Annotated in this window: 21 protein-coding genes and 1 pseudogene; 10 read left to right on the top strand and 12 right to left on the bottom strand. The window is 71.8% G+C overall.

The annotated features are described in order from the left end of the window. Both JOC24_RS20810 and JOC24_RS20805 read right to left on the bottom strand, forming a co-directional pair. The gene (locus tag JOC24_RS20810; RefSeq protein WP_205021860.1) at nucleotides 1-3,324 is read right to left on the bottom strand and encodes an FtsX-like permease family protein; all 3,324 of its coding nucleotides are present in this window, start codon (nucleotides 3,322-3,324) and stop codon (nucleotides 1-3) included. Between the two features lie 164 nt (nucleotides 3,325-3,488). Further along, a complete protein-coding gene (locus JOC24_RS20805) occupies nucleotides 3,489-4,223 on the bottom strand; it encodes an ABC transporter ATP-binding protein (protein WP_205021859.1) in 735 nt (244 codons plus the stop codon). Nucleotides 4,224-4,375: 152 nt separating this feature from the next. Here JOC24_RS20805 and JOC24_RS20800 point away from each other — a divergent pair, with 152 nt between their 5' ends. Both JOC24_RS20800 and JOC24_RS20795 read left to right on the top strand, forming a co-directional pair. After that, nucleotides 4,376-4,897 carry a P-loop nucleotide/nucleoside kinase family protein gene (locus JOC24_RS20800; protein WP_205021858.1) on the top strand — a complete coding sequence of 174 codons (522 nt, stop codon included), beginning with the start codon at nucleotides 4,376-4,378 and terminating at the stop codon, nucleotides 4,895-4,897. A 108-nt stretch (nucleotides 4,898-5,005) separates the two neighbouring features. Next, nucleotides 5,006-5,638 carry an SRPBCC family protein gene (locus tag JOC24_RS20795; RefSeq protein WP_205021857.1) on the top strand — a complete coding sequence of 211 codons (633 nt, stop codon included), beginning with the start codon at nucleotides 5,006-5,008 and terminating at the stop codon, nucleotides 5,636-5,638. A 365-nt stretch (nucleotides 5,639-6,003) separates the two neighbouring features. On the opposite strand, the gene JOC24_RS20790 is transcribed toward JOC24_RS20795, so the two are convergent. Then, complete coding sequence (locus JOC24_RS20790; protein WP_205021856.1) at nucleotides 6,004-6,405, bottom strand: DUF5997 family protein; 402 nt, start codon at nucleotides 6,403-6,405, stop codon at nucleotides 6,004-6,006. Between the two features lie 58 nt (nucleotides 6,406-6,463). Between JOC24_RS20790 and JOC24_RS20785 the strand changes: the two genes are divergently transcribed. From JOC24_RS20785 to JOC24_RS33835, 5 genes and pseudogenes are all read left to right on the top strand, one after another. After that, nucleotides 6,464-7,237, top strand: a complete 774-nt coding sequence (locus JOC24_RS20785) for a LysR family substrate-binding domain-containing protein (protein ID WP_205021855.1) — start codon at nucleotides 6,464-6,466, stop codon at nucleotides 7,235-7,237. 635 nt (nucleotides 7,238-7,872) lie between these two features. After that, the gene (locus JOC24_RS20780; protein WP_205021854.1) at nucleotides 7,873-8,349 is read left to right on the top strand and encodes a hypothetical protein; all 477 of its coding nucleotides are present in this window, start codon (nucleotides 7,873-7,875) and stop codon (nucleotides 8,347-8,349) included. A 43-nt stretch (nucleotides 8,350-8,392) separates the two neighbouring features. Further along, complete coding sequence (locus tag JOC24_RS20775; RefSeq protein WP_205021853.1) at nucleotides 8,393-9,343, top strand: hypothetical protein; 951 nt, start codon at nucleotides 8,393-8,395, stop codon at nucleotides 9,341-9,343. Then, on the top strand, nucleotides 9,340-9,615 hold the full coding sequence (locus JOC24_RS20770) for a hypothetical protein (RefSeq protein WP_205021852.1): 276 nt from the start codon (nucleotides 9,340-9,342) through the stop codon (nucleotides 9,613-9,615). Before JOC24_RS20775 ends, JOC24_RS20770 begins: the two co-directional genes overlap by 4 nt. A gap of 6 nt (nucleotides 9,616-9,621) precedes the next feature. After that, a pseudogene (locus JOC24_RS33835) lies at nucleotides 9,622-9,975 on the top strand (response regulator transcription factor); the annotation flags it as partial. Here the strand turns inward: JOC24_RS33835 and JOC24_RS20760 are convergent. The 4 genes from JOC24_RS20760 to JOC24_RS20745 all read right to left on the bottom strand — a co-directional run bounded on the left by JOC24_RS20760 (nucleotide 9,969) and on the right by JOC24_RS20745 (nucleotide 13,748). Then, complete coding sequence (locus JOC24_RS20760) at nucleotides 9,969-11,132, bottom strand: serine hydrolase domain-containing protein (RefSeq protein ID WP_205021851.1); 1,164 nt, start codon at nucleotides 11,130-11,132, stop codon at nucleotides 9,969-9,971. The pseudogene JOC24_RS33835 and the gene JOC24_RS20760 overlap by 7 nt on opposite strands. Before the next feature lie 94 nt (nucleotides 11,133-11,226). After that, nucleotides 11,227-11,802, bottom strand: a complete 576-nt coding sequence (locus JOC24_RS20755) for a histidine phosphatase family protein (protein ID WP_205021850.1) — start codon at nucleotides 11,800-11,802, stop codon at nucleotides 11,227-11,229. 53 nt (nucleotides 11,803-11,855) lie between these two features. Further along, a complete protein-coding gene (locus tag JOC24_RS20750) occupies nucleotides 11,856-12,293 on the bottom strand; it encodes a GNAT family N-acetyltransferase (protein ID WP_205021849.1) in 438 nt (145 codons plus the stop codon). A gap of 9 nt (nucleotides 12,294-12,302) precedes the next feature. Further along, nucleotides 12,303-13,748, bottom strand: a complete 1,446-nt coding sequence (locus JOC24_RS20745) for an aminotransferase-like domain-containing protein (protein ID WP_205021848.1) — start codon at nucleotides 13,746-13,748, stop codon at nucleotides 12,303-12,305. Here JOC24_RS20745 and JOC24_RS20740 point away from each other — a divergent pair. Together JOC24_RS20740 and JOC24_RS20735 are read left to right on the top strand one after the other, a co-directional pair. After that, on the top strand, nucleotides 13,747-14,718 hold the full coding sequence (locus tag JOC24_RS20740; protein ID WP_205021847.1) for a DMT family transporter: 972 nt from the start codon (nucleotides 13,747-13,749) through the stop codon (nucleotides 14,716-14,718). The genes JOC24_RS20745 and JOC24_RS20740 overlap by 2 nt on opposite strands. 40 nt (nucleotides 14,719-14,758) lie before the next feature. Further along, nucleotides 14,759-14,962, top strand: a complete 204-nt coding sequence (locus JOC24_RS20735) for a DUF1918 domain-containing protein (RefSeq protein ID WP_205022047.1) — start codon at nucleotides 14,759-14,761, stop codon at nucleotides 14,960-14,962. A 92-nt stretch (nucleotides 14,963-15,054) separates the two neighbouring features. Here the strand turns inward: JOC24_RS20735 and JOC24_RS20730 are convergent, their stop codons facing one another. Continuing rightward, a complete protein-coding gene (locus tag JOC24_RS20730; protein ID WP_205021846.1) occupies nucleotides 15,055-16,311 on the bottom strand; it encodes a glycoside hydrolase family 10 protein in 1,257 nt (418 codons plus the stop codon). Nucleotides 16,312-16,509: 198 nt separating this feature from the next. Between JOC24_RS20730 and JOC24_RS20725 the strand changes: the two genes are divergently transcribed. Further along, a complete protein-coding gene (locus tag JOC24_RS20725; RefSeq protein WP_205021845.1) occupies nucleotides 16,510-17,370 on the top strand; it encodes a 3-hydroxybutyryl-CoA dehydrogenase in 861 nt (286 codons plus the stop codon). 186 nt (nucleotides 17,371-17,556) lie between these two features. Here the strand turns inward: JOC24_RS20725 and JOC24_RS20720 are convergent, their stop codons facing one another. From JOC24_RS20720 to pheS, 4 genes are all read right to left on the bottom strand, one after another. Then, on the bottom strand, nucleotides 17,557-18,087 hold the full coding sequence (locus JOC24_RS20720; protein WP_205021844.1) for an NUDIX domain-containing protein: 531 nt from the start codon (nucleotides 18,085-18,087) through the stop codon (nucleotides 17,557-17,559). Between the two features lie 87 nt (nucleotides 18,088-18,174). Then, nucleotides 18,175-19,518 (bottom strand): transcriptional regulator, encoded by a 1,344-nt coding sequence (locus JOC24_RS20715; RefSeq protein ID WP_205021843.1) that lies wholly within the window; start codon nucleotides 19,516-19,518, stop codon nucleotides 18,175-18,177. Nucleotides 19,519-19,874: 356 nt separating this feature from the next. Continuing rightward, nucleotides 19,875-22,385 (bottom strand): phenylalanine--tRNA ligase subunit beta, encoded by a 2,511-nt coding sequence (gene pheT / locus JOC24_RS20710; RefSeq protein ID WP_205021842.1) that lies wholly within the window; start codon nucleotides 22,383-22,385, stop codon nucleotides 19,875-19,877. Then, on the bottom strand, nucleotides 22,385-23,524 hold the full coding sequence (gene pheS / locus JOC24_RS20705; protein ID WP_205021841.1) for a phenylalanine--tRNA ligase subunit alpha: 1,140 nt from the start codon (nucleotides 23,522-23,524) through the stop codon (nucleotides 22,385-22,387). The genes pheT and pheS overlap by 1 nt, the downstream gene beginning before the upstream one ends. Nucleotides 23,525-23,602: the final 78 nt, after the last annotated feature.

The following is a 23,602-nucleotide window of genomic DNA, read 5'->3' as shown; positions in this document are numbered from 1 at the left end:
TCACTCTCCTCCCTGGACGCGCAGCGCCGTCGCGGGATCGCCGCGGCGCAGTGCCAGCGCCGCCACGATGAGGAGGGGCGCGGCGGCGACTCCGGCGACCAGCAGGGCGACACGGCCGGCCGGCAGCTCTACCAGCACGCTTGGAACGGGCTGTGTTGCCTGTCCGGTCAGCACGATCAGCGGTACGACGGCACGGGTGAGCACCGCGCCGAGGGCGATCCCGATCAGCAGCGCCAGCCCGATCAGCAGCGACTGCTCGGCGGCAAGCAGCCGGGCCGGCCGGCGCCGCGGGGCACCGAGCGCCCGGAGCACCGCGAACTCCGCCGAGCGTTCCCGCAGGGCTCCCACCGTGCCCACCGCGAAGCCGACCGCGGCCAGCGCCGCGGCGACGAGAGCCACCGCGAGCAGCACCGACTGCGGGCCCGCGCCGAGCGGATCGTCGTGCAGGTCCTGGGCGATCTCGTCACGCACCTGGATCTGGCTCGGGTCGATCTCGGCCCTGTCCCGCAGGGTGGCCGCGACCCGGTCCGCCGTGCCGGGCTCGGTGAACAGCCACCATTCGGTGGGCGGGAACGCCGAGTCGGGACGGGCGGCGAGCACCCGGTTGACGGCCCGCAGATCGAGCAGCAGCGCGCCGCCGTCGGTCGCGGGGTCGGCGGCCGCATCGGGGCCGCCCGCACCGGGCCCGGTGGTCGGGATGCCACGGAGAACTCCCGCGATCTTCACCTTGACGGGTCCGCCGGGCATCGGGATCTCGATCACCGATCCGGGCTTCGCCGCGCTGGACTCGAGGAACCGATCGGTGGCCAGCGCGGCCGGCACGGCGGCTTCGGCACGACGGACCACGGCCCGGACACCGACCGTGCGCTCGGCACCCCACTCGTCGTCGAGCGCTCTTCCCGTGTGGTACGAGAGGTCGAGCGGCGTCCGGACCGACGAGTCCACGGTGATGATCGCGGGCGGACGCTCGTTCAAGGACGGGTTGGGCTCGGGGCTCACCGTTGCCTCCGCCTCCCAGACCAGCCCCTCCGCCGCGGTGACCACCCGGGTGGCGCCATCGGCGGTGATCGAGCGCATCCCGCCTATCGTGAGCCGCTTGGACGCGATCCGGTCCGGGTGGCCCACCTCGTCGAATTCCAGCGCGGTCAGCGCGAGAGGACCCGCCGGCCTCCCCGCAGGGGCGTCGGCCGCCCGGGCGAGGTCCACAGTTGTTGCATGCGGCTTGCCGTCCGGCTTGAGTGTGTCCAACTCCAGCCGGTAGGGCACTCCGTAGCGGTCCTCGACCGTCAGGGTGATGATCGTGCCCGCTTCGTCGTGCGGGCCGTCCTCGGCGGCGCGGAGGGTGAGGTCGAGAACAAGACGCGCGGTGTCGTCGGGCAGCAGAACCCCGGTGCGTGCGGTCCTGCGTGGGTGCAGGGCCTCCAGCAGCCCCTCGGGGCCGGCGTCCGCCAGATCGTCCCTCAGCCGCAGTTCCGTGCCGGCGAGTTCGGTGTCGAGCGCCAGCACGGTGGCCTGGCGTCCGCCCGAGAGACCGAGACCGGTACGGCCGGCCGGTACCGCTGCCCGTACGTCCGGCATCCCGTCGTACACCCCGCCCTGTCCGAACTGGACGGTGCCGCTGCCCAGTACGCGTACCGGGGCACCGGCGTGGAAGTCCGCCTGGTCGTCCTGCGAGTGGTCCCAGGACGCGCCCTGGCCGATCGCCAGCACGCCCATCGCGACCGCGAGCACCAGCAGCAGCACCGGGCCCGCGCCGCGCAGAGGTCTGCGGCTGAGCTGCCAGCCGACGAGCGAGGCGCTCAGACCCCGGCCGGCGGACGCGCGCCTCTCGGCGAGCTTCGCGGCCGGCGGCAGCAGCCGCAGGGTGAGTACGGTCCCGGCCAGCAGCGCCAGCGCGGGCGCCACGACGAGCAGCGGATCGATGCCCAGCTGACCTTCGCGGTCACCGCTGAGCGCACCGCTGCCCGAAGTGCGCCGGTCCAGCTGCCAGTACGCGACCGCGGCGACGACGAGGAGTCCGACATCGGCGCCGGCCCGCAGCGGGGCGGGCAGCGCACGGGCGCGGCCGCGTGCCGCCGTGCCCGCGGTGAGCGCCGGGGCCGCCACGGCGGCGGCGCAGGCCAGCGCCGCCGCCGCGCCGACCAGCCAGACCTCCGCGGTCGGACCGGTGTCGATGTGCAGCCCGATCCTGGCCAGCGGTCCCTGCCCGGCCAGCAGCCGGGTGAGCGGACCGGCGAGCAGCGGTGCGCACACGGCGGCAGGCAACGCGAGCAGCAGCGCCTCCGTGGCGGAGAGCGCGGCGAGACGGCCACGCGAGGCGCCGCGGGCCAGCAGCACCCGGGTCTCGCGCGCGCGTTCCGTGCTCAGCAGCCGGGCCACCAGCAGCAGCGCGTACGCCGCGAGCAGCACCAGTTGCAACGAGACGATCAGCAGCGTCGCTCCGGACACCAGCAGCGCCCGCTCCAACTGGCCGAGGACATCGGGCAGCGAGGTGCGGGCCATGACGCCGCCCTTCAGCCCGGGCTGCGCGGCGAGGAATTTCTGGCTGTTCTTCGCGGCCGTGCGCAGAGGCTCGATCCGGTCGGCGCCGAACGAGCTGAAGTCGGCGGTCGCCAGCCACGACGGGCCGTCCTGGGTGATACGGCCGGACCCGAGGGCCGCGGTGTCGGTGAGCAGCGGCCCGTACGTCGTGAACGAGTCCTTGCGCACACCGCGCCCGCCCAGCTCGTCCAACTGCCAGTACGGATCGTTCCGGTCGACGGGCCGGTAGGTGCCGGTGACGCGTATCCGCACCGCGGGTCCGCCGAGCCGGTCGGTGAGAGTCAGCACCCGCGGACCCGGGACGAGCTTCAGCTGTTTCGCGGCGGCCTCGGGAACGGCGACCCCGATCACGTCGTCCGGTCCTGCCGCGGGCCAGCCGCCCTTCGACAGGCGGACGCGTGAACGGTCCGCCACGGCGAACTCGGTGAGGTCCGGAACGCCCTTGCGGGCTGCCGGTGGCTGCAGACCGCGCGGCAGCGCGTACGGACCCGAGTGGTCGAACTGCCGCAGAGTCACCGGCAGTCCGTCGAAGGACTGCTCAGCACCGCGCCTGGCGGCCCGCAGTGCCCCGGCACGGTCCGCGCCGGGACCTTCCGCGGTGATGACCAGCGAGGCGGCAGCCGCGTCCCGTGTCTGCAGAGCGTGGCGCAGCGCGGCGTCCCCCACGGAGCCCGCGAAGGCGGCGAGGGTGGTCAGTACGGCGGTGGTCAGCAGGACGGCGAGCAGTGCGGCCGTGAGCAGCAACCGGTGCCCGCGCGCACGGAGGAACACGAAGCCCGTCACCGGTCTCCCCCCGAAGCACCCTGTGTGTACGTCCCCCTGAAAGCCTTTCGGCACGGATGCTTTCAGAGGCGGCGCACGGAAACACCGTTCTCACAGAGGACTTGATCGGATCGTGACCGGAATCCGGCACGCCAACACCGGAATGCGGCCCTTTGGCCGGTGGGTCAGACCTGTTCGACGATGCGACCGTCATTGAGTTCGAGAACCCGGTCGGCCAGGTCCAGCAGCTGGGCGTCGTGTGTGGCGACCAGTGCTGTCACACCCTCGCCCCGCACCACGGCGCGCAGGAGCTCCATCACCGCGAGCCCGGTCTCCGCGTCCAGCTGGCCCGTCGGTTCGTCGGCGATCAGCAGGGCGGGCCGGTTGGCGAGCGCGCGGGCTATGGCGACACGCTGCTGCTGGCCGCCGGAGAGCTCACCCGGCCGTTGCGCCGCGTGGTCGGCGAGTCCGACCATGGCGAGGAGCAGCTCGACCCGCTTCTCGCGCTCCTTCGGGTCGGTTCTGCGCAGGCGCATCGGCACGCCGACGTTCTCCGCGGCCGTCAGGATCGGGATCAGACCGAAGGACTGGAAGATGAAGCCGATCCGGTCGCGACGCAGCTCCAGCAGGCCGTCCTCGCCGAGGCCGGCCAGATCGGTGCCGCCGACGGTGACGCGGCCCTCGTCGGGGGAGTCGAGCCCGCCGACCAGGTTGAGCAGTGTCGTCTTCCCGGAGCCCGATCTGCCCTTGAGGGCGACCAGTTCACCGTGCGGGACGTCCAAGGAGACGCCGCGCAGCGCGTGGACGGCGGCGGCCCCGGAACCGTAGGAACGGTGCAGGTTCTCCACCCGCACCATCGGTTCCCCGTCCCGGTTTGCCGCGACGGTCGTGCCGGAGTGCGAGCTGATGCTCTCGGTCATGAAGAGTCCCCCGTACGGAATCGGTCCGGCTCAGTATGTGCAGGGGCCCGCGGCCGGGCAATGGCCGGTCGCCGGGAGTCCCGTGCCGGGCGTGGGCGGGGCGGGGAGGGATTCATGGCGGTCCGGCGGACACGGCGCTAGCGTGGGGCCCCATGATCGTATGGCTCAACGGCACGCACGGCGCAGGCAAGACGACCACCGGTGCACTCGTGCAGCAGCTGATCCCGGATTCACGGGTGTTCGACGCCGAGAAGGTCGGCGAGACGCTCATGGACGTCAAGCCGGGGCTGCCCTGGACGGGCAATTTCCAGGACTGGGCGCCTTGGCGGCCGCTCGTGGTCGAGACCGCCCGCCACATCCTCGGCTTCACCGGCGGCACTCTGGTGATGCCCATGACCGTCCTGGTCGAGCAGTACTGGCGCGAGATCAGCGCTGGCCTCGCGCACCACGACATTCCGGTCAGGCACTTCGTCCTCCACGCCGACCAGGACACCCTCCGCGGGCGCATCGAGGGGGACACCGTCCTCGGTCCCTCCGCCTTCCGCCGCGCCCACCTCGAGCCCTACGCCGAGGCGGTCCGCACGTGGCTGCACGCCGAGGCAGAGGTCGTCGACACCACACACCTCACGCCCGACCAGGCCGCCCGGCGGATCGCGGAGGCCGTCAAGGGTTGAGTCGCGCGGCGCCCGCACAGGCGGGTGCGGCGGATATTCGGTTACATGGCCTGGAGGGCCGACGAAATGCGGCGCGAGCGCGGACACGCGGAAGTGGGATGAGCGGGCATGAGCGAGATCATCGAGGAGATCGGCCGGGTGCACCGGGAGGTCGGCACGCGCCGGGTGGCGACCGAGGACGCCGGCACGGTGCTGTTGCGTCGCACCTTCGACGCCGGTGCCGCCGAGGTCTGGAGCGCGGTGACCTCGCCGGAACGGATCGCCCGGTGGTTCCTCCCGGTGACCGGCGACTTCCGGGCCGGCGGGAATTACCAGCTGGAGGGGAACGCCGGGGGCGAGATCCTGGAGTGCGTGCCCGCGGAGCGGCTCCGTGTGTCCTGGCTGGCCGGGCCCGACCCCGGCTTCAGCGAGGTCGAGGTGCGGCTCGCACCGGAGGCCACCGGCGGGACGGTGTTCGAGCTCGAGCACGTGTCCGTGGTTCCGGAGGAGTTCCGGAGCCAGTACGGTCCGGGCGCGGTCGGAATCGGCTGGGACCTGGCGCTGCTGGGGCTCGGCTGGCACCTGACGGGCGGCGGGATCAGCCCGGGGGACGCCGTGGAGTGGCAGACCTCCCCCGAGGCGAAGGCCTTCGTGGCACGCTCGGGAGAGGAGTGGGGACGCGCGTTCGCCGCTTCCGGCGCGGACCCGGAGACCGTGACCGCTACGACGGTGGCGACGATCGCGTTCTACACGGGCGAATAGAGCGGCCGTCACCGGTCGCCCGCCCGGTTCCGTCCGAGCACCACCGGGTCCTTCTCCCCGGAGGCCCGGGAAGGAAGATCTCCAGCGCCCGCCGCTCGTGCGGCCAGGCCCCGGCGAACGCAGCCGGAGCCGATCGCCCTCAGCAGCGTCGTGGGCCCCGTCGGGCAACCTGCGGCGGTACGGAGTGGCTCCCGCGGCCCCCAGGGCCGCTGCCACGGGTACGCCGTACGAGGCGACGGCCGCGCAGAGCACCGGCGGTCCGTCCTCGCCGGGTGTGCCCGGATCGGCGCCGGTGGCCAAAAGCGCCTCCACCGCCCGGGGCCGCCCCCGCTGCCACTGCGAACCGGCCGTCGCCGGCGGGCACGTCAGTCGCGGTCGGTCCGCTCGGCGGCCCGGGCCGCGTCGCGCTCCTTGATGCGCACCGCTTCCTTGCGGACCTCGGCCTGGGTGGCACGCTCCTTCTGCAGCCACTCGGGGGCGTCCTGCTTCAGGGCGTCGATCTGCTCGGTGGTGAGGGCATCCGTGACACCGCCGCGCGCGAGACCGGCGATGGAGACGCCCAGCTTCGAGGCGACCACCGGCCGGGGGTGCGGGCCGTTGCGGCGCAGCTCCTGCAGCCACTCGGGCGGGTCGGTCTGCAGCGCGTTCAGCTCGGCGCGCGAGACGACGCCCTCCTGGAACTCGGCGGGGGTGGCTTCGAGGTACACACCCAGCTTCTTCGCCGCGGTGGCGGGCTTCATCGTCTGGGTGGTCTGGTGCGACGTCATGGTGTCCAGGGTATCGAGCATGTGCGGCGCCTCCGACCACGGCCGGTAACCTGGCGGGGTGACAGGCTCGGAAGTACCCCCTGCGTTCCGGCTCGCCTACGTCCCGGGCGTGACCCCGACCAAGTGGGTGCGGATCTGGAACGAGCGGCTGCCCGGCACCCCGCTGACCCTCGTCGGCGTACCCGCGGCCGACGCGGCCGCTCTGCTGCGCGACGGTGGTGCGGACGCCGGTTTCGTACGGCTGCCCGTCGACCGCACGGACCTCAGCGCGATCCCTCTCTACACGGAGACGACGGTCGTCGTGATCCCCAAGGACCACGCCGCGGTCGCCGTCGAGGAGATGTCGGTGGAGGATCTCGCCGACGAGATCGTGCTGCATCCCCTCGACGACACCCTCGATTGGGAACGTCCGCCGGGCCGTCCCGCCTTCGAGCGGCCCGCGACGACCGAGGACGCCGTCGAACTGGTGGCGGCAGGGGTGGGGCTGCTCGTCGTCCCGCAGTCGCTGGCCCGCCTGTACCACCGCAAGGACCTCACCTACCGCCCGCTGACCGGCGTCCCCGAGTCGCGGATCGCCCTGTCGTGGCCGGAGGAGGAGACCACCGACCTGGTGGAGGAGTTCATCGGGATCGTCCGCGGGCGGACGGTCAACAGCACCCGCGGCCGTCCGCCGACGCCGCCGCAGCCCAAGGCGAAGCGCACCGACGGGAAGAGCGGTGCCCCGCGCAAGCCCGCGGCGGGCAAGACGTCCCGGGGCGGCTCCGGCGGTTCGGGCGGCGCGAAGAACCCCAAGGGCGGCGCCAAGCGCGGAAAGCCCCGCCGCCGGCCGTAGCGGGCCGGGGCCGCCCCTACCCGTAGTACTTCGGAGCTACGCGCCAGGTGCACTCCTGAGCGGGACGCCGACCGAACCACCGTTCTGACAGCTCGGCTGGTACGTGCCACCTATCCACCGCACGTCGCGGGCTGGTTCAGTCGTTCCCCTCGTCGTCCTCGACGGGATCCGGGCACCGGGAAGTGCTCAGTCCCTGACCGGGTCCGCCGGCCTTGATCTCGAACAGGTAGCGGCCAGAAAGTTGATCTGGCGGTCCTTCAGTGGGGAGAGGTGGGCGACGTCCTCTTCCCTGATGTCGTGGCCCTCGGCGTGGAGCTGAGTGACGCCCGCCGGGCGGGGCTGATCACCTGGAGCGGCTGCGCACACCGCCGGTGAAGACGACGGAGACAGAGATGGTGCGGTCAAGGGAGCGGGTCGAGGGCCCGCGCCACCGCCTTGTGTCTGGCGCCGCTCGGCCGCCGTACGGGCGTCCGCCTTCTTGTTTACCCCGCCTGGCGCGCCCAAGCCCGCAGACGTCCGGCAGCACTCAGGCGGCGTGACTGTCCTGACCCCACCGTGTAGTGCCGCTAAGAGATCGTCAATAATCGAACTCTGTACGACTGTCGCATTCGTCACCACGATCGCTGGGGGGGGACATGTCTTTCGAAGAGGAGTGGGCCGGTCTCAAGGCGGAGGCCGCCACACGAATGCAGCTCAACGGTGCGCCGACGAGGGATCCGGACGCGTCGCCCACCGGCGCGGATCTCGTCGTCCACGACGACGAACTGGGGAAAATCGGCCATTTCGCGTACCGGCTGCACAGCAACCTGAAAGCTGACGGCAAGCACGCCCGGACCACAAGCAAGGCCGCGGGCACGAGTCTGACGTCGGACGGGTTCGAGATGGGCAAGGCGCTGACTTCCGCATCCACGGCGTGGGCGAAACAGGTGGGAGCGCTCGTCGATGCCTGCGCACACATCTCCAATCATCTCGACTACACCAAGGCGTCGAAGAAGAAGGACGACGAGTGGGTCGCCACCCAGGTCAGCGCATCAAAGATCTCCGACTACTACGACGTTCCCGACGAGAGCTCAAGGCCTTCGGTGCCGGGGCCACAGGGCCCGGTCATGTGATCTGTTCCTGTCCTCCTTCTTCTTCATCCAGGCGAGGTGCCCGATGCTGGTTTTCCAGCATCTTCTGAATCTGCGAACGAAGCCGCTCGACTCGGCGATCGACGACTGGGTCGTCATGTCCAAGAAGCTGCGGGAACTCGCCAAGGACGCGGGGGACATGAGCGCCTATGCGCAAGGGACGGCCTGGAAGGGCGAGAACGCCGGCGTCACCAAGCCGTTCGTCACGAGGACAGCGGGCGAGTTCCAAGATGCGGTGCCCCAGGCCGAAAGCATCACCAACCTGCTCAAGGACGCCTGCAGCGAGTTGGCCAGGGCCAAGGCCGAGCTCGTCGAAATTTACGAGAACCCGCCCTACGGCCTCAAAATCGACCCGTACGGGGTCGTCATCCATCTGGAGAGCTCCGATCCCGGCAGAAGCGACGTCGACACACTCGTCAAACGGATGGAGGCCATACTCCAGCGCGCGGCGGACGCGGATGCCCTCTGCACCGGAGGGCTCGCGGCCCTCACCCAGGACCCGCACCAGTTCAGCTCCGTGCACTACGGCTCCTTGAAGGACGCGAAGACGCTCGAGGAGCAGGCCGCCCAGACGAAACTGGACGTAGCCGAGTATGTGCCCCCCGAAAAATGGGGCAGCGGCACCGTGAAGCCCGTCGCTGAATTTCTCAGCTACCGCTCCTGGATGGGCGGCGAGGCGCTCCTACGCGGAGACCTCAACGGCGCTGTACAGGGATTCCTCGGCGGCACACCCGCCTACGCTGCCGGTGAGGCAAGCAAGCACCTGGAGAAGGGTTCGCTGCTGAGTGACGTCAGGGGCAAGCACCACCGGCCCACAGCGCTGAACACGGTCGGCAGGTTCGGAGGGAAGATCTTCGGCGCGCCCGTCGCCGTGGTGGCGACAGTGGTCGACTTCGCCTACACCCCGTCGAAGAAGGGCCCTGAAGACACGTATGTGGATGCTCCTGCAGCACTGGGAAAGGTGAGGTATCGATGAAGAACCTTCCGGGCACACCGCCCTCCGGCCGCCGTCGCGCAGGTCCGCCGCAGCCCGGACGCCGACGTCCGAGCGCGGGACACCTGCTGCGCCCCCGGAGTTCGCGGGCGTTCGTCCTCGGTCTGTGCATGTCGGTCGGCGGGCTCGGCGGCGGAGTGCGTGCTGCGCTGGACGGGAAGGGGATCGGGACGACTCTCGGTATCTTCGGCATCGGGATTCTCGGGCTCGCTCTCGCCGTCGCGTGGGTCGTGACCTACGCGCGGGAGCACTGAGAATCACAGGACGCCTCCGCCGCCGAACTCGCACAGGCCGTGCGGGTGGTGGCGGCCTGTGACGCCCTGCTCGCCCCGAACATCACCAAGCGCCTGAAAGCCGAGTTCTCCCGGGTCAGCTCCGGTCCCCGCGCACCCGGCAGGGCGCGGACGGGCGATCTGACGGAACGCGAGACCGAAGTGCTCTCGCTGATCGCGCAGGGCCTGTCGAACGCGGAGATCGCGGACCGTCTGGTGGTGGCGGAGCAGACCGTGAAGACCCATGTGAGCCGGATTCTGGTGAAGCTGGGCCTGCGGGACCGGACCCAGGCAGCGGTGTACGCGTACGAGTCGGGTCTCGTGCGCCCGACCGGTTACTGAGCCGCCGGGAGAGCCCCGTACACCGCGTCGACCAGCGCCATCTTGCGTGGGTCGTCGGCGATGTCCGGGCCCATGCGGTTCATGACGTAGCCGAGCGCGATCCCGGCCTCCGGGTCCGCGAGGCCGCAGGAGCCGCCCGCCCCGTCGTGGCCGACGGCACGCGGGTTGGGGCCGTACGAGCCGTTCGCGCCGCTCAGCCAGAGGCCGAGACCCAGCTCGGTCTCATGGGCGAAGCCCGCTCCCAGTACCAGGTCGCGGCAGCTGCCCTGCCCCTCGCGGACCCGCTCGGCCGCCTCCTCGGACAGGATCCGCCTGCCGTCGAGCATGCCGCGCCCGGCGAGGATGCCGTACAGGGCGGCGACCGCGCGGGCGGTGCCGTGGCCGTTGGCGGCGGGGATCTCGGCGGCCCGCCATTCCGGGGTGTTCGCGGCGGCCGTGCCCGTGCCGGGGTTGAGCAGCGAGGCGATGGCCACCGGTTCCATCAGGGCGAAGAGCGCTGCCTGCTCGCGGGAGACGTCCTTCGGCTGGACGAGCTCGGCGACCCGGTCCACGTCCTTCTCCGGGAGGCCCACGCTGAAGTCGATGCCGAGCGGCCCGGTGATCTCCCGGCGAAGGAACTCCCCGGGCAGCAGGCCGGTGATCCGGCGGACGACCTCGCCGACCAGGAAGCCGTACGAGATCGCGTGGTAGCCGGAGCGGGTGCCCGGCTCCCACCAGGGCTCGGTGGCGGCGAGGCGGGCCGTGGTCACCTCCCAGTCGTAGAGTTCGGCCAGGGTGTGCGGATCGCGCAGGCCCGCGACTCCCGAGCGGTGCGAGAGCAGATGACGTACGCGCACGGACTCCTTGCCCGCCGCGGCGAATTCGGGCCAGTACGCCGCCACCGGGGCGTCGAGGTCCAGGAGGCCGCGGTCGACCAGGATGTGGGCGCAGAGGGCGGTGGGGCCCTTCGTCGTGGACCACACGTTGACCACGGTGTCCCGCTCCCAGGGCCGGGTCCGCTCCCCGTCGGCCCAGCCGCCCCAGAGATCCACCACGGGGCGGCCGTCGAGCAGGACAGTGACCGCCGCGCCCAGCTCGTCGCGCTCGGCGAAGTTCGCCGCGAACGCGTCGCGTACCGCGGCGAACCGGTCGTCACAGTGGCCTTGGATCTGCGGCACGGATCTCTCCTCGTCTCGGTGCCACGCACCATACCGACTGGTCGGACCGGCGGGAAGACGCTGTACGGCCCGTTCCTTCGACCGGGTGACCCCGTCAGTGCGGAGCGGATTCGAGGCTGACGCTCCACCGGCCGGGCCGGCCCGTGATCGTCACGGTGGACAGCGGGCGGACGTCGACGTTCCAGTACGACGACGGCGGGGCCTTGAGTGCGTACACCAGGGCCGCGCGGACGACCGCGGGTTCGGCGACGGCGACGACCGCGCCCTCACGGACCGGTCGGGTGTCGAGCCAGCCTCCCACCCGGGATATGAAGGCGAGCAGGGACTCGCCGCCGTGCGGCGCGGAGCGCGGATCGGCGAGCCAGGCGTCGACACCGGCCGGATCGCGGGCGGCGACCTCGGACAGGGTCAGCCCCCGCCAGCGGCCCATGTCGCAGTCCCGCAGGGCGAGCTGGACGAGCGGGGCGAAGCCGAGGGCGTCGCCCGTGGCGCGGCTGCGCGGCGTGGGCGAGCAGTAGCGCAGCTCGGCGGCGCCGAGCCGCACCAGGGCGTGGGAGGCGAGCTGGACCTCGCGCCGGCCGGCGTGGTCGAGCGGCCGGTCGTCGTCGAAACGCTCGGCGAGGAGGGCGGAGCTTCGTGCTGTGGCGACGAGAGACACCCGAACACTCATGCGCGCGATCGTGGGGCAGGGCGCCGCGCCGGTCAAGAGGGCGCCCGCCGGCCTCAGCCCTTCTGGAGGACCATCCACATGTCCGGTTCGGCGAGCGGGGTGAATCCGAGCTTCGCGTACACCCCGTGGGCGTCCTTGGTGGCGAGCAGGAACCTGCGGACGCCCAGCGGGGCCAGTTCGTCACGTACGGCCGTGACGAGCCGGGTGCCGAGGCCCTGCCCGCGGGCGGCCCGGTCGATGTAGACGTCGCACACCCACGCGAAGGTGGCCCGGTCGGTGACCACGCGCGCGTAGCCGGCCTGTTCACCCGAAACCACGTCGTAGGCGGCGAAGTTGTGTGAGCCCGCCATCGCCCGGTCCTGCTGTTCGCGGGTGCGCCCAAGGGCCCAGTAGGCGTCCGTGGACAGCCAGCGGTGAATGCGGGCCGCATCGAGCCGCGAGGGGTCGTCGGAGATCTCGTAGCGCTGCGCTTCGGTGTCGTTCGGGCTCATTCGGGGAGGCTAGCCGGGCGTCCGCAGCTCGTCGACCGCGATACGCAGCCTGCGCACCCCCTCAGCGATCTCGGCGGGGCCCGAGACGGCGGCGAAGCTCAACCGGACGTGTCCGGCGGGCGGTTCGGCGCAGTGGTAGGGACGGCCGGGTGCGACGGCCACGCCGGCGCGCAGTGCGGCGGACACGAGGACGGGCTCGTCCGCCCCCGGGCCGGGGAGCCGGAGCCAGATGCTTCCGCCGCCCGACGGCACGTGGGGCAGGGCGAGTTCGGGCAGCCGGTCGCGCACCGCCGCCGTCATGGCGGTGCGGCGGCCGCCGAGTTCGGCGGCCACGGTACGGAGGTGGCGTTCCCAGGCCGGGGAACCGACGAGTTCGAGGGCGGCCTCCTGGATCGGGCGGGGAACGAAGAAGCTGTCGACGACCTGGATGGCACGCAGCCGTTCCAGGACGGGTCCGCGTGCGGCCAGCGCGCCGACACGGAGGCTGGGTGAGGTGATCTTGGTGAGGGAGCGCACGTGGACGACGACACCGTCCGGGTCGTGGGCCGCGAGGGGTTCGGGCAACGGGCCGGCGTCCGCGTGGACGAGGCGGCGGGCGAAGTCGTCCTCGACGACGAAGGCGCCCGCCTGCCGGGCGGCGCGCACGATCCGTTCACGCCGGTCCTGGGCGAGGATCACGCCCGTCGGATTCTGGAAGAGCGGCTGGCAGACGAAGACCCTGGCCCCGGTGGCGCGGAAGGCGGCTTCCAGCAGGTCGGGCCGGACCCCGTCGGTGTCCACCGGTACGGGTACCGGTCGCAGGCCGGTGGCGCGGGCGGCGGCCAGCATGCCCGGGTAGGTGGGTGATTCGACGAGGACGGGGGCTCCCGGCGGGGCGAGCGCCCGCAGGGCGGTGGCCAGGGCGCTCTGCCCTCCCGCGGTGATCAGGACGTCGGAGCCGGTGAGCGTGCCGCCGATCTCGTGGGCGAACCAGGCGCGCAGCTCGGACAGCCCGTCGGTGGGCGGCCTGCCCCAGGCCCCCGGCCGGCGTCCGGCCCGTGCCAGGGCGGCGGCCATGGCGCGCTCGGGCTGGAGAGCGGGGTGGAGGTAGCCGCCGTTGAATTCGATCACCCCGGACGGCGGCGCGGCGAGCGTGACGAGGACGCCTGAGGCGTCGACGGTGCGCGGCACGACCTCGGGCCCGCCGTCCCCGCTGAGCGAGACCTCCTGCCAGGAGGTGTCGCCGGGAGCGGGAGCGGCGACGCGGGTCTCGGCCCGGAAGGCTCCGGCGCCGGGGCGGGTGACGACCAGGCCTTCGGCGGCGAGCTGCGCGACCGCCCGGGAGACGGTCACCGGACTGACCTTGAAACGCTCGACGAGTGCCCGACTGGACGGCAGCTTTCCACCCGGCGAGTAGCGGTTGAGCTCACCCCGCAGAGAATTCACCAGCTCGGACACACTGCTACGCTCATGCATGACAGCAGACAATAGCGCTACCGGACAGATGGCGATAGCGGTCGACCTCCACCGGCCCGTGGTACGCCGTGGCCCGTCCAGCGGGGTCGTGCTCGCCGGGCTCGGCGTCCTCGCCTTCTCGCTGACCTTTCCCTCGACGGTGTGGGGCCTGGAGAGCTTCGGCCCCTGGTCCCTGGTCGCGCTGCGGAGTCTCCTCGCGGCGCTGATCGCGGGATGCGCACTGCTGGCGGGCCGGGTCCCGGTGCCCGAGCGGCGCCACTGGGCCGGTCTCGCCGTGGTGGCGGGCGGCGTGGTGGTGGGATTCCCCCTGCTGACCTCACTGGCGCTCCAGACCTCCACGAGCTCGCACGCGGCCGTCGTGGTGGGACTGCTGCCGCTGACGACCGCGCTCCTCTCCGCCCTGCGCACCGGCTCCCGCCCACCCCGCGCCTTCTGGATCGCGGCGCTGACCGGGGCGGCCGTGGTCATCGTCTTCACCGTCCAGCAGAGCGGCGGACATCTCTCGGGCGGCGACCTGTACCTGTTCGGGGCCCTGGTGGTCTGCGCGGCGGGATACACCGAGGGCGGCAGGCTGGCCGGAGTGATGCCGGGCTGGCAGGTGATCGGCTGGGCCCTCGTCCTCACGCTGCCGCTCGCGGTGGCCGGCGCGGCGGCGGCCCTGCCCTTCGAACCGGTGCACCTCACGGCACGCGGGGTCGTCGGCCTGGTCTGGGTGGCCGTCGGCTCGACCTTCCTGGGGCTGTACGTGTGGTACCGGGGCATGGCTGAGATCGGGGTTCCGCGAGCAAGCCAGCTCCAGCTGGCCCAGCCGCTGCTGACCCTGGTCTGGTCGTTCCTCGCGCTCGGCGAGGAGGTGTCCGCCGCCGCCCCGGTGGCGGCGGTGGCCGTACTGGTGTGCATCGCCGTCACCCAGCGGGCCGGGCGGGGCGCGGGCCGCCGCACGGGAGCCGCCACGCCGGTCCGGTCATAGACTTGTCGACATGGACGCCATCCGTGAGGAGGTCACCCCGATGGAGGCACACACGGGCGACCGGCTGCTGACACACGGCAGGACCGTGGGACAGCACGACCGGGTAGCAGAGATCATCGAGGTGCTCGGCGACGGGGGCAGTCCCCCGTACCGTCTGCGCTTCGAGGACGGACACGAGTCGATCAGGTCGCCGGGCCCCGACAGCGTCGTCCAGCACACGGCCCCCGTGGACCGTGACCGCTAGAGCGCGTGTGCGCCGGGGGCACGAGTGGCCCCCGGCGCACACCTCCGGACGGCACGGAGGCGGAGGCCCGTGACCGGCGCGGGAAGGAGCGGTCAGCGGGGGGTGCGCGCCCGGACCTGATAGTGGTCGGCGACCACCCGCGCCATGGCTCCGACGGGGTCCGCCTTCACCTGTTTCGCCGAGAAGTAGACGTGTCCGCCCACCTCCGGGTGCCCGGCGGCGAAGTCGAGGTGCCGGGAGAGTTCGGCCGGGTCCTGCCAGGCTGCGGGCTGAGCCGGGTCTCCCGCCTTGTAGAGCGCCTCCCCGACGTACAGGCCGACACCGGTGCCCCGGACCGTCTCGGCCCACCACGGCAGCAGCTTCGCGTAGTCGGCGGCGGAGAAGCCGATGTTCCAGTAGATCTGCGGACAGATGTAGTCGATCCAGCCCTCCTTCACCCACTTCCGGGTGTCCGCGTGCAGGTCGTCGTACGTCTCCACGCCGGCCGCGGTGTCGGACCCCAGCGGATCGGTCGTGGCGTTGCGCCACACCGCGAAGGGGCTGATCCCGAAGCGGACGCCGCTGCGGACCTCCTTGATCCGCTCGGCCGTCTCACGGACCAGCCGGTCGGTGTTGTCGCGGCGCCAGGCCGCCTTGGTCGCGAAGTCCTCGCCGTAGCGCTCGTACGCCGCGTCGTCGTCGAAGACCTGGCCCGCCACCGGGTACGGGTAGAAGTAGTCGTCCCAGTGCACCGCGTCGACGGCGTAGCGGCTCACCGCGTCGAGCATCGCGTCCTGGACGAACTCCCTGACCTCGGGCAGACCGGGGTTGTAGTAGAGCTTCCCGCCGTACGGCAGTACCCATTCCGGGTGCTGCCGGGCGGGGTGGGAGGCGACGAGGCGTGAGGGGTCCGTGTGGTTCGCGACCCGGTACGGGTTGAACCACGCGTGCAGTTCCAGTCCACGGGCGTGCGCCTCCCGCACCGCCGTACCCAGCGGGTCCCATCCCGGGTCCTTGCCCTGCACGCCGGTCAGGCACTGGGCCCACGGCTCGTACGACGAGGGCCACAGGGCGTCGGCGCTCGGCCGGACCTGGAGGATCACGGCGTTCAGCCGCAGGGCGACCGCACGGTCGAGATGGGCGATCAGTTCCGCCTCCTGGGCCGCGGCGCTCAGTCCCGCCTTCGACGGCCAGTCCAGGTTGGCGACCGTGGCGATCCACACCCCGCGCAGTTCGCCCTTGTCAGCTCTGCGGCCCCGGTGACGACGGGGCTCCGGCCGGCGCGCGGCGACGGCGTCACCCGCTGTCATCAGGGCGGCCACCGTGCTCGCCGCTCCCATCACCAATGACCTCCGGCCCATACGACGCATCTGTGCACCTTTCGTTTTCCTGTTCCCGTTGTGTCACGTCGACAGTGCGTGACACAGATCATGCCCGCGCCCGGACCTTCCGACCCGCGGCTCACCGGAACCGGATCGCGGAGTAACGTCGGGGGGTCGAGGCGGGCACCGGAATCAAACGGGAACTGCCGCACGAGGATCAGCGAAAGGCACGAGGTGACGGACTCTATGGCCGACATTGCACGCGTCGGAGTGGTGGGCTGTGGCCAAATGGGCGCAGGTATCGCGGAGGTGTGCGCCCGCAGCGGCCTCGAGGTCAAGGTGGCCGAGACCACCGGCGAGGCACTGGAGATAGGGCGTACCCGGCTGCACAACTCCCTGTCCAAGGCCGCCGAACGCGGCAAGATCACCGCGGAGGAGCGCGACGAGACCCTCGCCCGCCTCAGCTTCACCACCGACCTCGGTGAGTTCGCCGACCGTGACCTCGTGATCGAGGCCGTCGTGGAGAACGAGCAGGTCAAGACCGAGATCTTCCAGGTGCTCGACCAGGTGGTGACCCGGCCGGACGCGATCCTCGCCTCGAACACCTCCTCCATCCCGCTGGTGAAGCTGGCCGTGGCGACGTCCCGGCCGGACCAGGTCATCGGCATCCACTTCTTCAATCCGGCCCCGGTGCAGCGGCTCGTCGAGCTGATCCCCGCGCTCACGACGTCCGACGAGACCATAAAGCGTGCCGAGGCCGTCGTGCAGAACGTGCTGGACAAGCACGCGATCCGCGCCCAGGACCGCTCGGGCTTCGTCGTCAACGCCCTGCTGATCCCGTACCTGCTCTCGGCGATCCGGATGTTCGAGTCGGGCATCGCCAGCCGCGAGGACATCGACAACGGCATGGAGATGGGCTGCGCCCACCCGATGGGTCCGCTCAAGCTCGCCGACCTGATCGGCCTGGACACCGTGGCATCGGTGGCCGATTCCATGTACGCGGAGTACAAGGAGCCCCTGTACGCCGCTCCCCCGCTGCTCCAGCGCATGGTCGACGCGGGGCGGCTGGGCCGGAAGACGGGCTCGGGCTTCTACCCGTACGGCTGACGCGCGACTGTGGGCCGTGAGCGGGCAGTTCAGCTCAGGGTCCACAGTTCCTGACCGGCCTGTGGCGCGTTCTCGTGCGGAAGTGGTCTCCGGAGAAGCGATTCCTCGGCGCGGACTTCCACTCCCACGGGTGAAGAATCCCCGTGCCGGGTGGGCCCGGCCCGCCCGGCACGGGGACATGGGCTGTCAGCCAAGCCGCATGTGATGGAGCATCAGCAGTCCGGCCGCCATGTTCGCCGCCGGTATCTCACCGCGCGCGACCATGTCCGGCACGAGCTTGAGCGGGACCCACTCGCGGCGCGAGGACTCGAAGCCGTCCGCCGGGGCACCGGTGTACGTCGCCTCCCCCGACCAGAAGAGATGGTGCCGGGCGTCGACGAGGCCGTTGGCCGGTTCCACGGTCATGAACGGGCGTAGCTCGCCGGGGCGCCAGCCGGTCTCCTCCTCCATCTCCCGGGCCGCCGCGGCGGCGATGTCCTCGCCGTCCTCGACCACCCCGGCCGCGAGCTCCCAGCCCCAACTGTCGGTGATGAACCGGTGCCGCCACAGGAGCAGGACCTCGTTGGCCTCGTTGACGACGGTCGCCGCGGCGACGGCCCGGAGCCGGATGAGGAAGTGGTCCAGGTGTCGGCCGTCGGGGAGAACGACATCCGCCAGGTTGACCCGGAACCAGCGATTCTCGTACACGGTCTGTTCGTTCAAGTTCGTCCACTGCACAGTTCTGCCACCTTCCGACTGGGCGATGGCAATATCGGAGCAGGGTCCGCTTCGCTGGGGAACGCGTGAACGCTCCTCGCGCGGGGCTCACAGGGGCACGCGCAGCGCCCCGTCGATGAGGCCCGCGGCCGCTCGGGCATCGGTGCTGCCGCTCACGGCCAGGTGCTCCCGTACGGAGCGCAGGCGTTCCCGGAGCCGCTGGGATTCCATGCCCCGAGCGCGTTCCGCCATCTCCGAGGCCGTGCGGGCGGCTCTGTCGGCCTCCCCCTGGAGCAGTTCGAGATGGGTGAGCATGGCGAGCCGGTGCACGGTCCCGCGATCGTGCGCCGGGGAGCGTACGGCCACCGCCGCGTGCTCCCGGGCACCGGGCAGATCCCCGAGACACAGCAGAGCCTCCGCCACCTGGACGTTGACGAGGCCAGGCTGCACATACCCCGTCTCGTCCGGTTCGCCGCCGCTCCGGATACGGCCGCCCTCGGCCTCGGCACGGCGGATGCACACCAGGGCGCTGCGGTGGTCACGGAGCCGGGCGTAGGCCTTGGCCTGCATCGCGTGCAGATCGGCCGCCAGCGCCGGGGTGATGTGCGGGCCCGCCGCGCGCAGTGCGGCCTCGGCGAAGGCGACGGAGCGCCTGTATTCGGCCAGGTACAGCGACTGGTTCACCAGCAGCGCGATCACGTATCCGCCGAGGCCCCGGTCCCCGCTGGCCTTGGCCAGGCGCAGGGCCTGGTGGAAGTAGCGCTGGGCGAGTCCGTGGGCGTCGGAGTCGTAGGCGCAGATCCCCGCGACTGCCACCAGCCCGGCGGCCGCACGGTGGAGGCGGCGGCCCGTGGCGTCGCTGTACCCGCCGCGCAGCAGCGGCGCGGTCTCGGCGTTGAGGAAGCCGACGATGCGGGATCTTGTCGCGATACCGCCCGCCTTGCGGTACATCTGCTCGTAGTGCGCGCGGGCCGCCCGGAGCATCGCTATGTCCGCCATGCTCACGCGGGACGGGCCGGGGCGGGAGACATCGGCGTCCTCGGGTGGGTTCTCCCACTCCCAGACCGGCATCACGGCTGTCGTGCCCGTGACGGCGGGCGCGGTGGCGAGGTGCGGGCGCTGCTGTTCGTCGGAGCGCCACAGGGCGGTCGCGTGCTCGACGAACCCGGAGAGGCCGGCACCCCGGGCGGCGGCCGGGTGCATCCCCTGGATCCCCATGCCGATGTCGTCGAGCGTGACGGGCCGGTCCAGGCGGCCCGCGAGGACCTCGCAGATCAGGTCGGGGACCTGCCCGCGCGGACGCTGGCCCTTGAGCCAGCGGCTGACCGCCGTGTGTTCGTAGCGCAGGCACAGCCCGCGGGCACGACCGGCCTGGTTGACATGACCGGCGAGCCCGGCGCGGGACACACCCGCCTCGTCGATCAGGGATTCGAGCAGGACGTTGGGCTCCATTGCCCCCCCATGTACGCGTCGCGATGAGCCTAGTGGAGCACGATTCACACGGGGTGTGAACGGAATGCCCGAACCGTCCTGCTGTGCGCTCTGCCGCGCCCGTGCGCCGCTCGCTTGAATGAGTGCCTCGCAAGAGGCGGCCGGGTCGTCGGCTCCCCCTCGTACAGTTCGACGACCCGCCCCGCGCCGTTCGTCCTGCCGGCCTGCCCGACACTCCGTGGCAGGGCGGGCGGCGCCGGACCGTACAGCCCGCTGTCCCGATGGCAGCAGGCCCGGTTGCGGCCCCAGGGCCGTCCGGCGAGACAGAAGGGGCGTATCCGTTCACCGGATACGCCCCTTCTCACCGCTTGTGCCGACTAAGCGCCGCGCAGCACCGCGCCCGTGCGCCCGGTGGCCAGAGCGACCGCGGTGTCGCGGGCGGCCGAGGCCTCCTCGACGGTCAGCGTGCGGTCCGGGGCGCGGAACCGCAGCGCGTAGGCCAGGGACTTCTTGCCCTCACCGATCTGCTCGCCGGTGAAGACGTCGAACAGCCGCAGCGATTCGAGCAGCTCGCCGGCCCCTTCGCGGAGCGCCTTCTCCACCGCGTCGGCGGGCACGTCCGAGTCGACGACGAGGGCGACGTCCTGGGTCGCCACCGGGTAGGTGGAGATCCGGGGCGCCTGGAGCGCACCGTCGACAGCCTGCTCCAGGACGTCGAGCTCGACCTCCATGGCGCAGCTGCGCTCCGGCAGGTGGAGGTCCTTGATGACGCGCGGGTGCAGCTCACCCGCGTGTCCGAAGAGGATCTCCTCGCCGTTCACCGTGACGTACAGCGCGGCGCAGCGGCCGGGGTGCCACGGCGCGTGCCGGTCGGCGCGGACCGTGACCTCGACGCCCGCCTCACGGGCGATGGCACGCGCCGCCTCGACGGAGTCCGCCCAGTCGGCTGGGCGGCCCTTGCCCCACCAGCCGGCCTGTTCGCGGGCGCCCGCGAGGACGACAGCGGCACGGCGCGGCTGACGCGGGAGCGCGGCGTCCAGACCGGCGATCTCCTCGTCGGTGGGACGGCGGTCGACGGGCAGCCGCACCGCCCTGGTCTCCTCACCGGTCGGCCGGAAGACGAGGCCGGTCTCGAAGAGCGCGAGGTCGTGGCTGCCGCGGCCGTCGTTGCGCCGCAGTGCGCCGAGCAGGCCCGGCAGCAGCGTGGTGCGCAGCGCGGGCTCCTCGTCGGAGAGCGGGTTGACGAGCTTCACCGTACGGCGGCGTGCGTCGTCCGCGTCCAGGCCGAGCTGGTCCAGGACGGCGTCGCCGATGAACGGGTAGCTGAGTGCCTCGACGTATCCGGCGCCGGCGAGTGCCCGGCCGATGCGGCGGTGCAGCCGCTGGCGGTCGGTGAGCCCGCGGCCGGACGGGGGCGTCGGCAGGGTGGAGGGGAGGTTCTCGTACCCCTCCAGCCGGATGACCTCCTCGGCCAGGTCGTTCGGCGCGGCGAGGTCCGGGCGCCAGGACGGCACCGTGACGATCAGCTCGTCCTGCCCGTAGACGTCGCAGCCGACCTGCTGGAGCCGGCGTACGACGGTCTCGCGTCCGTAGGAGACACCGGCCACCTTGTCCGGGTGGTCCGCGGGCATCGCGATGGTGTGGGGCGCGGACGGGGCGCTGAACTCGGTGACGCCCGCCTCCGCCGTGCCGCCCGCGAGGAGGACCAGCAGGTCGACGGTCCGCTGCGCGGCCGCGGCTGCGGCCTGCGGGTCGACGCCGCGCTCGAAGCGCCTGGACGCCTCGGAGGACAGCTTGTGGCGGCGTGCCGTCCGGGCGATCGAGATCGCGTCGAAGTGCGCGGCCTCGATGACGACCTCGGTGGTCCCGGCGTCCTCGGCCACGTCGGCGATCTCGGTGTGGGCACCGCCCATGACGCCCGCGAGGCCGATCGGCCCGCGGTCGTCGGTGATGACCAGGTCCTGAGCGTCCAGGACGCGCTTGACGCCGTCGAGCGTGACGAGCTTCTCGCCCTGCTCGGCGCGGCGCACCCCGATCGGCCCGTCGATCCGGGTGCGGTCGTAGGCGTGGAGCGGCTGGCCGAGCTCCAGCATCACGTAGTTGGTGATGTCGACGGCGAGCGAGACCGTGCGCATCCCGGCCTTCTGCAGCCTGCGCTGCATCCAGATCGGGGAGCGGGCCTCGGGCCGCAGGCCGGTGACGGTACGCGCGGTGAAGTTGCCGCATCCGACCGGGTCGGACACCTTCACCGGGTAGCCGTACGCGTTGGGTGCGGGCACGTCCAGGAGCGCCGGGTCGCGCAGGGGCAGACCGTAGGCGACGGCGGTCTCACGGGCGACCCCGCGCATCGACAGGGCGTAGCCGCGGTCCGGGGTGACGGCGATGTCGAGGACCTCGTCGACGAGTTCCAGGAGCTCGATCGCGTCGGTGCCGGGCTCGTACTCGGGCGGCAGCACGATGATGCCGTGCGTGCCGTCGTCGCCCATGCCGAGCTCGTCGGTGGAGCAGATCATGCCGTGCGAGGTCTTGCCGTACGTCTTGCGCGCGGCGATCGCGAAGTCACCGGGCAGGACGGCACCCGGGAGGACCACGACGACCTTGTCGCCGACGGAGAAGTTGCGGGCACCGCAGACGATCTCCTGCGGTTCGCCGGTGCCGTTGGCGGTGCCGACGTCGACCGTGCAGAAGCGGATGGGCTTCTTGAAGCCCTCCAGCTCCTCGATGGTCAGGACCTGTCCGACGGCCAGGGGGCCCTTGAGGCCGGCGCCGGTCTGCTCGACGGTCTCGACCTCGAGACCCACGGCGACAAGCTTGGCCTGTACGTCACGGCCGGTCTCCGTCGCCGGCAGGTCGACGTACTCCCGCAGCCAGGAAAGCGGGACGCGCATCAGATCTCCATCCCGAACGGCCGGGTGAACCGGACGTCACCCTCGACCATGTCTCGCATGTCTTCGACGTTGTGGCGGAACATCAGCATCCGCTCGATGCCGAACCCGAAGGCGAATCCGCTGTACTTCTCGGGGTCGACACCGCAGGCGACGAGCACCTTGGGGTTGACCATGCCGCAGCCGCCGAGCTCGATCCAGCCCTCGCTGCCGCAGGTGCGGCAGGGGCGGTCGGGGTTGCCGACGGACTCGCCGCGGCAGACGTAGCAGACCATGTCCATCTCGGCGGACGGCTCGGTGAACGGGAAGAAGTTCGGCCGGAGCCGGGTCTTCATGTCCGGGCCGAAGAGCGCCTGGACCATGTGGTCCAGGGTGCCCTTGAGGTCGGCCATGGTGAGGCCCTCGTCGACGGCGAGCAGCTCGATCTGGTGGAAGACCGGGGTGTGCGTGGCGTCGAGCTCGTCGGTGCGGTAGACCCGGCCGGGGCAGACCACGTAGACGGGGGGCTTGCGGCTGAGCAGGGAGCGGGCCTGGACCGGCGAGGTGTGCGTACGCAGCACGATGCCCGACTCGTCGCCTGTGGTGGGCTTCCCGTCGGGCGCGGTGCCCTGGACGAAGAAGGTGTCCTGCATCTGCCGCGCCGGGTGGTCGGGCACGAAGTTCAGGGCGTCGAAGTTGAACCACTCCGCCTCGGCCTCGGGGCCCTCGGCGATCTCGTAGCCCATGGCCACGAAGACGTCGGCGACGCGCTCCATGATGGTCGTCAGGGGGTGGCGCGCACCGGCCGGGGTGCGGTCGTAGGGCAGGGTGACGTCCACCGCCTCCTCGACCAGCACCTGGGCGTCACGCTCGGCCTCCAGCTCGGTCTGGCGTGCGGCCAGCGCCTTGGAGACGGCGCCGCGGGCCTGGCCCACGCGCTTGCCCGCCTCGGCCTTGGCCTGCGGCGGCAGGGCGCCGATCTCGCGGTTGGCGAGCGACAGGGGCGAGGTACCACCGGTGTGCGCGGTCTTCGCCTGGGCGAGCGCGTCGAGGTCGCCCGCGGCGGCGAAGGCGGCGAACGCCTCGTCCCGCAGGCGCTCGATCTCTTCCGGTTTCAGTGCCTCGACCTCGACTGGGTCGTACGACTTGTTCGGTGCCGACATCTCTTCCCGTGCTTCCGATTGGCTGGTGGCGACCCTGGTTGGACGACTGAGGACGCAAAGGTGCCAAAAGCCGAGTCT

This window comes from Streptomyces sp. HB132 (assembly GCF_016909575.1).
GTDB lineage: Bacteria > Actinomycetota > Actinomycetes > Streptomycetales > Streptomycetaceae > Streptomyces.
Note: the sequence above shows the minus strand (reverse complement) of the source record. Positions and strands in the feature narration are given on the sequence as shown.

Coding starts and splice junctions, on each gene's coding strand:
- JOC24_RS20770 (WP_205021852.1), top strand. CDS start 9,340: ATGAAGAACCTTCCGGGCACACCGCCCTCCGGCCGCCGTCGCGCAGGT.
- pheT (WP_205021842.1), bottom strand. CDS start 22,385: ATGCGCGTCCCGCTTTCCTGGCTGCGGGAGTACGTCGACCTGCCGGCG.
- JOC24_RS20745 (WP_205021848.1), bottom strand. CDS start 13,748: ATGCATGAGCGTAGCAGTGTGTCCGAGCTGGTGAATTCTCTGCGGGGT.
- JOC24_RS20750 (WP_205021849.1), bottom strand. CDS start 12,293: ATGAGCCCGAACGACACCGAAGCGCAGCGCTACGAGATCTCCGACGAC.
- JOC24_RS20740 (WP_205021847.1), top strand. CDS start 13,747: ATGACAGCAGACAATAGCGCTACCGGACAGATGGCGATAGCGGTCGAC.
- JOC24_RS20730 (WP_205021846.1), bottom strand. CDS start 16,311: ATGCGTCGTATGGGCCGGAGGTCATTGGTGATGGGAGCGGCGAGCACG.
- JOC24_RS20780 (WP_205021854.1), top strand. CDS start 7,873: ATGTCTTTCGAAGAGGAGTGGGCCGGTCTCAAGGCGGAGGCCGCCACA.
- JOC24_RS20795 (WP_205021857.1), top strand. CDS start 5,006: ATGAGCGAGATCATCGAGGAGATCGGCCGGGTGCACCGGGAGGTCGGC.
- JOC24_RS20790 (WP_205021856.1), bottom strand. CDS start 6,405: ATGACGTCGCACCAGACCACCCAGACGATGAAGCCCGCCACCGCGGCG.
- JOC24_RS20805 (WP_205021859.1), bottom strand. CDS start 4,223: ATGACCGAGAGCATCAGCTCGCACTCCGGCACGACCGTCGCGGCAAAC.
- JOC24_RS20715 (WP_205021843.1), bottom strand. CDS start 19,518: ATGGAGCCCAACGTCCTGCTCGAATCCCTGATCGACGAGGCGGGTGTG.
- JOC24_RS20800 (WP_205021858.1), top strand. CDS start 4,376: ATGATCGTATGGCTCAACGGCACGCACGGCGCAGGCAAGACGACCACC.
- JOC24_RS20755 (WP_205021850.1), bottom strand. CDS start 11,802: ATGAGTGTTCGGGTGTCTCTCGTCGCCACAGCACGAAGCTCCGCCCTC.
- JOC24_RS20775 (WP_205021853.1), top strand. CDS start 8,393: ATGCTGGTTTTCCAGCATCTTCTGAATCTGCGAACGAAGCCGCTCGAC.
- pheS (WP_205021841.1), bottom strand. CDS start 23,524: ATGTCGGCACCGAACAAGTCGTACGACCCAGTCGAGGTCGAGGCACTG.
- JOC24_RS20735 (WP_205022047.1), top strand. CDS start 14,759: ATGGAGGCACACACGGGCGACCGGCTGCTGACACACGGCAGGACCGTG.
- JOC24_RS20725 (WP_205021845.1), top strand. CDS start 16,510: ATGGCCGACATTGCACGCGTCGGAGTGGTGGGCTGTGGCCAAATGGGC.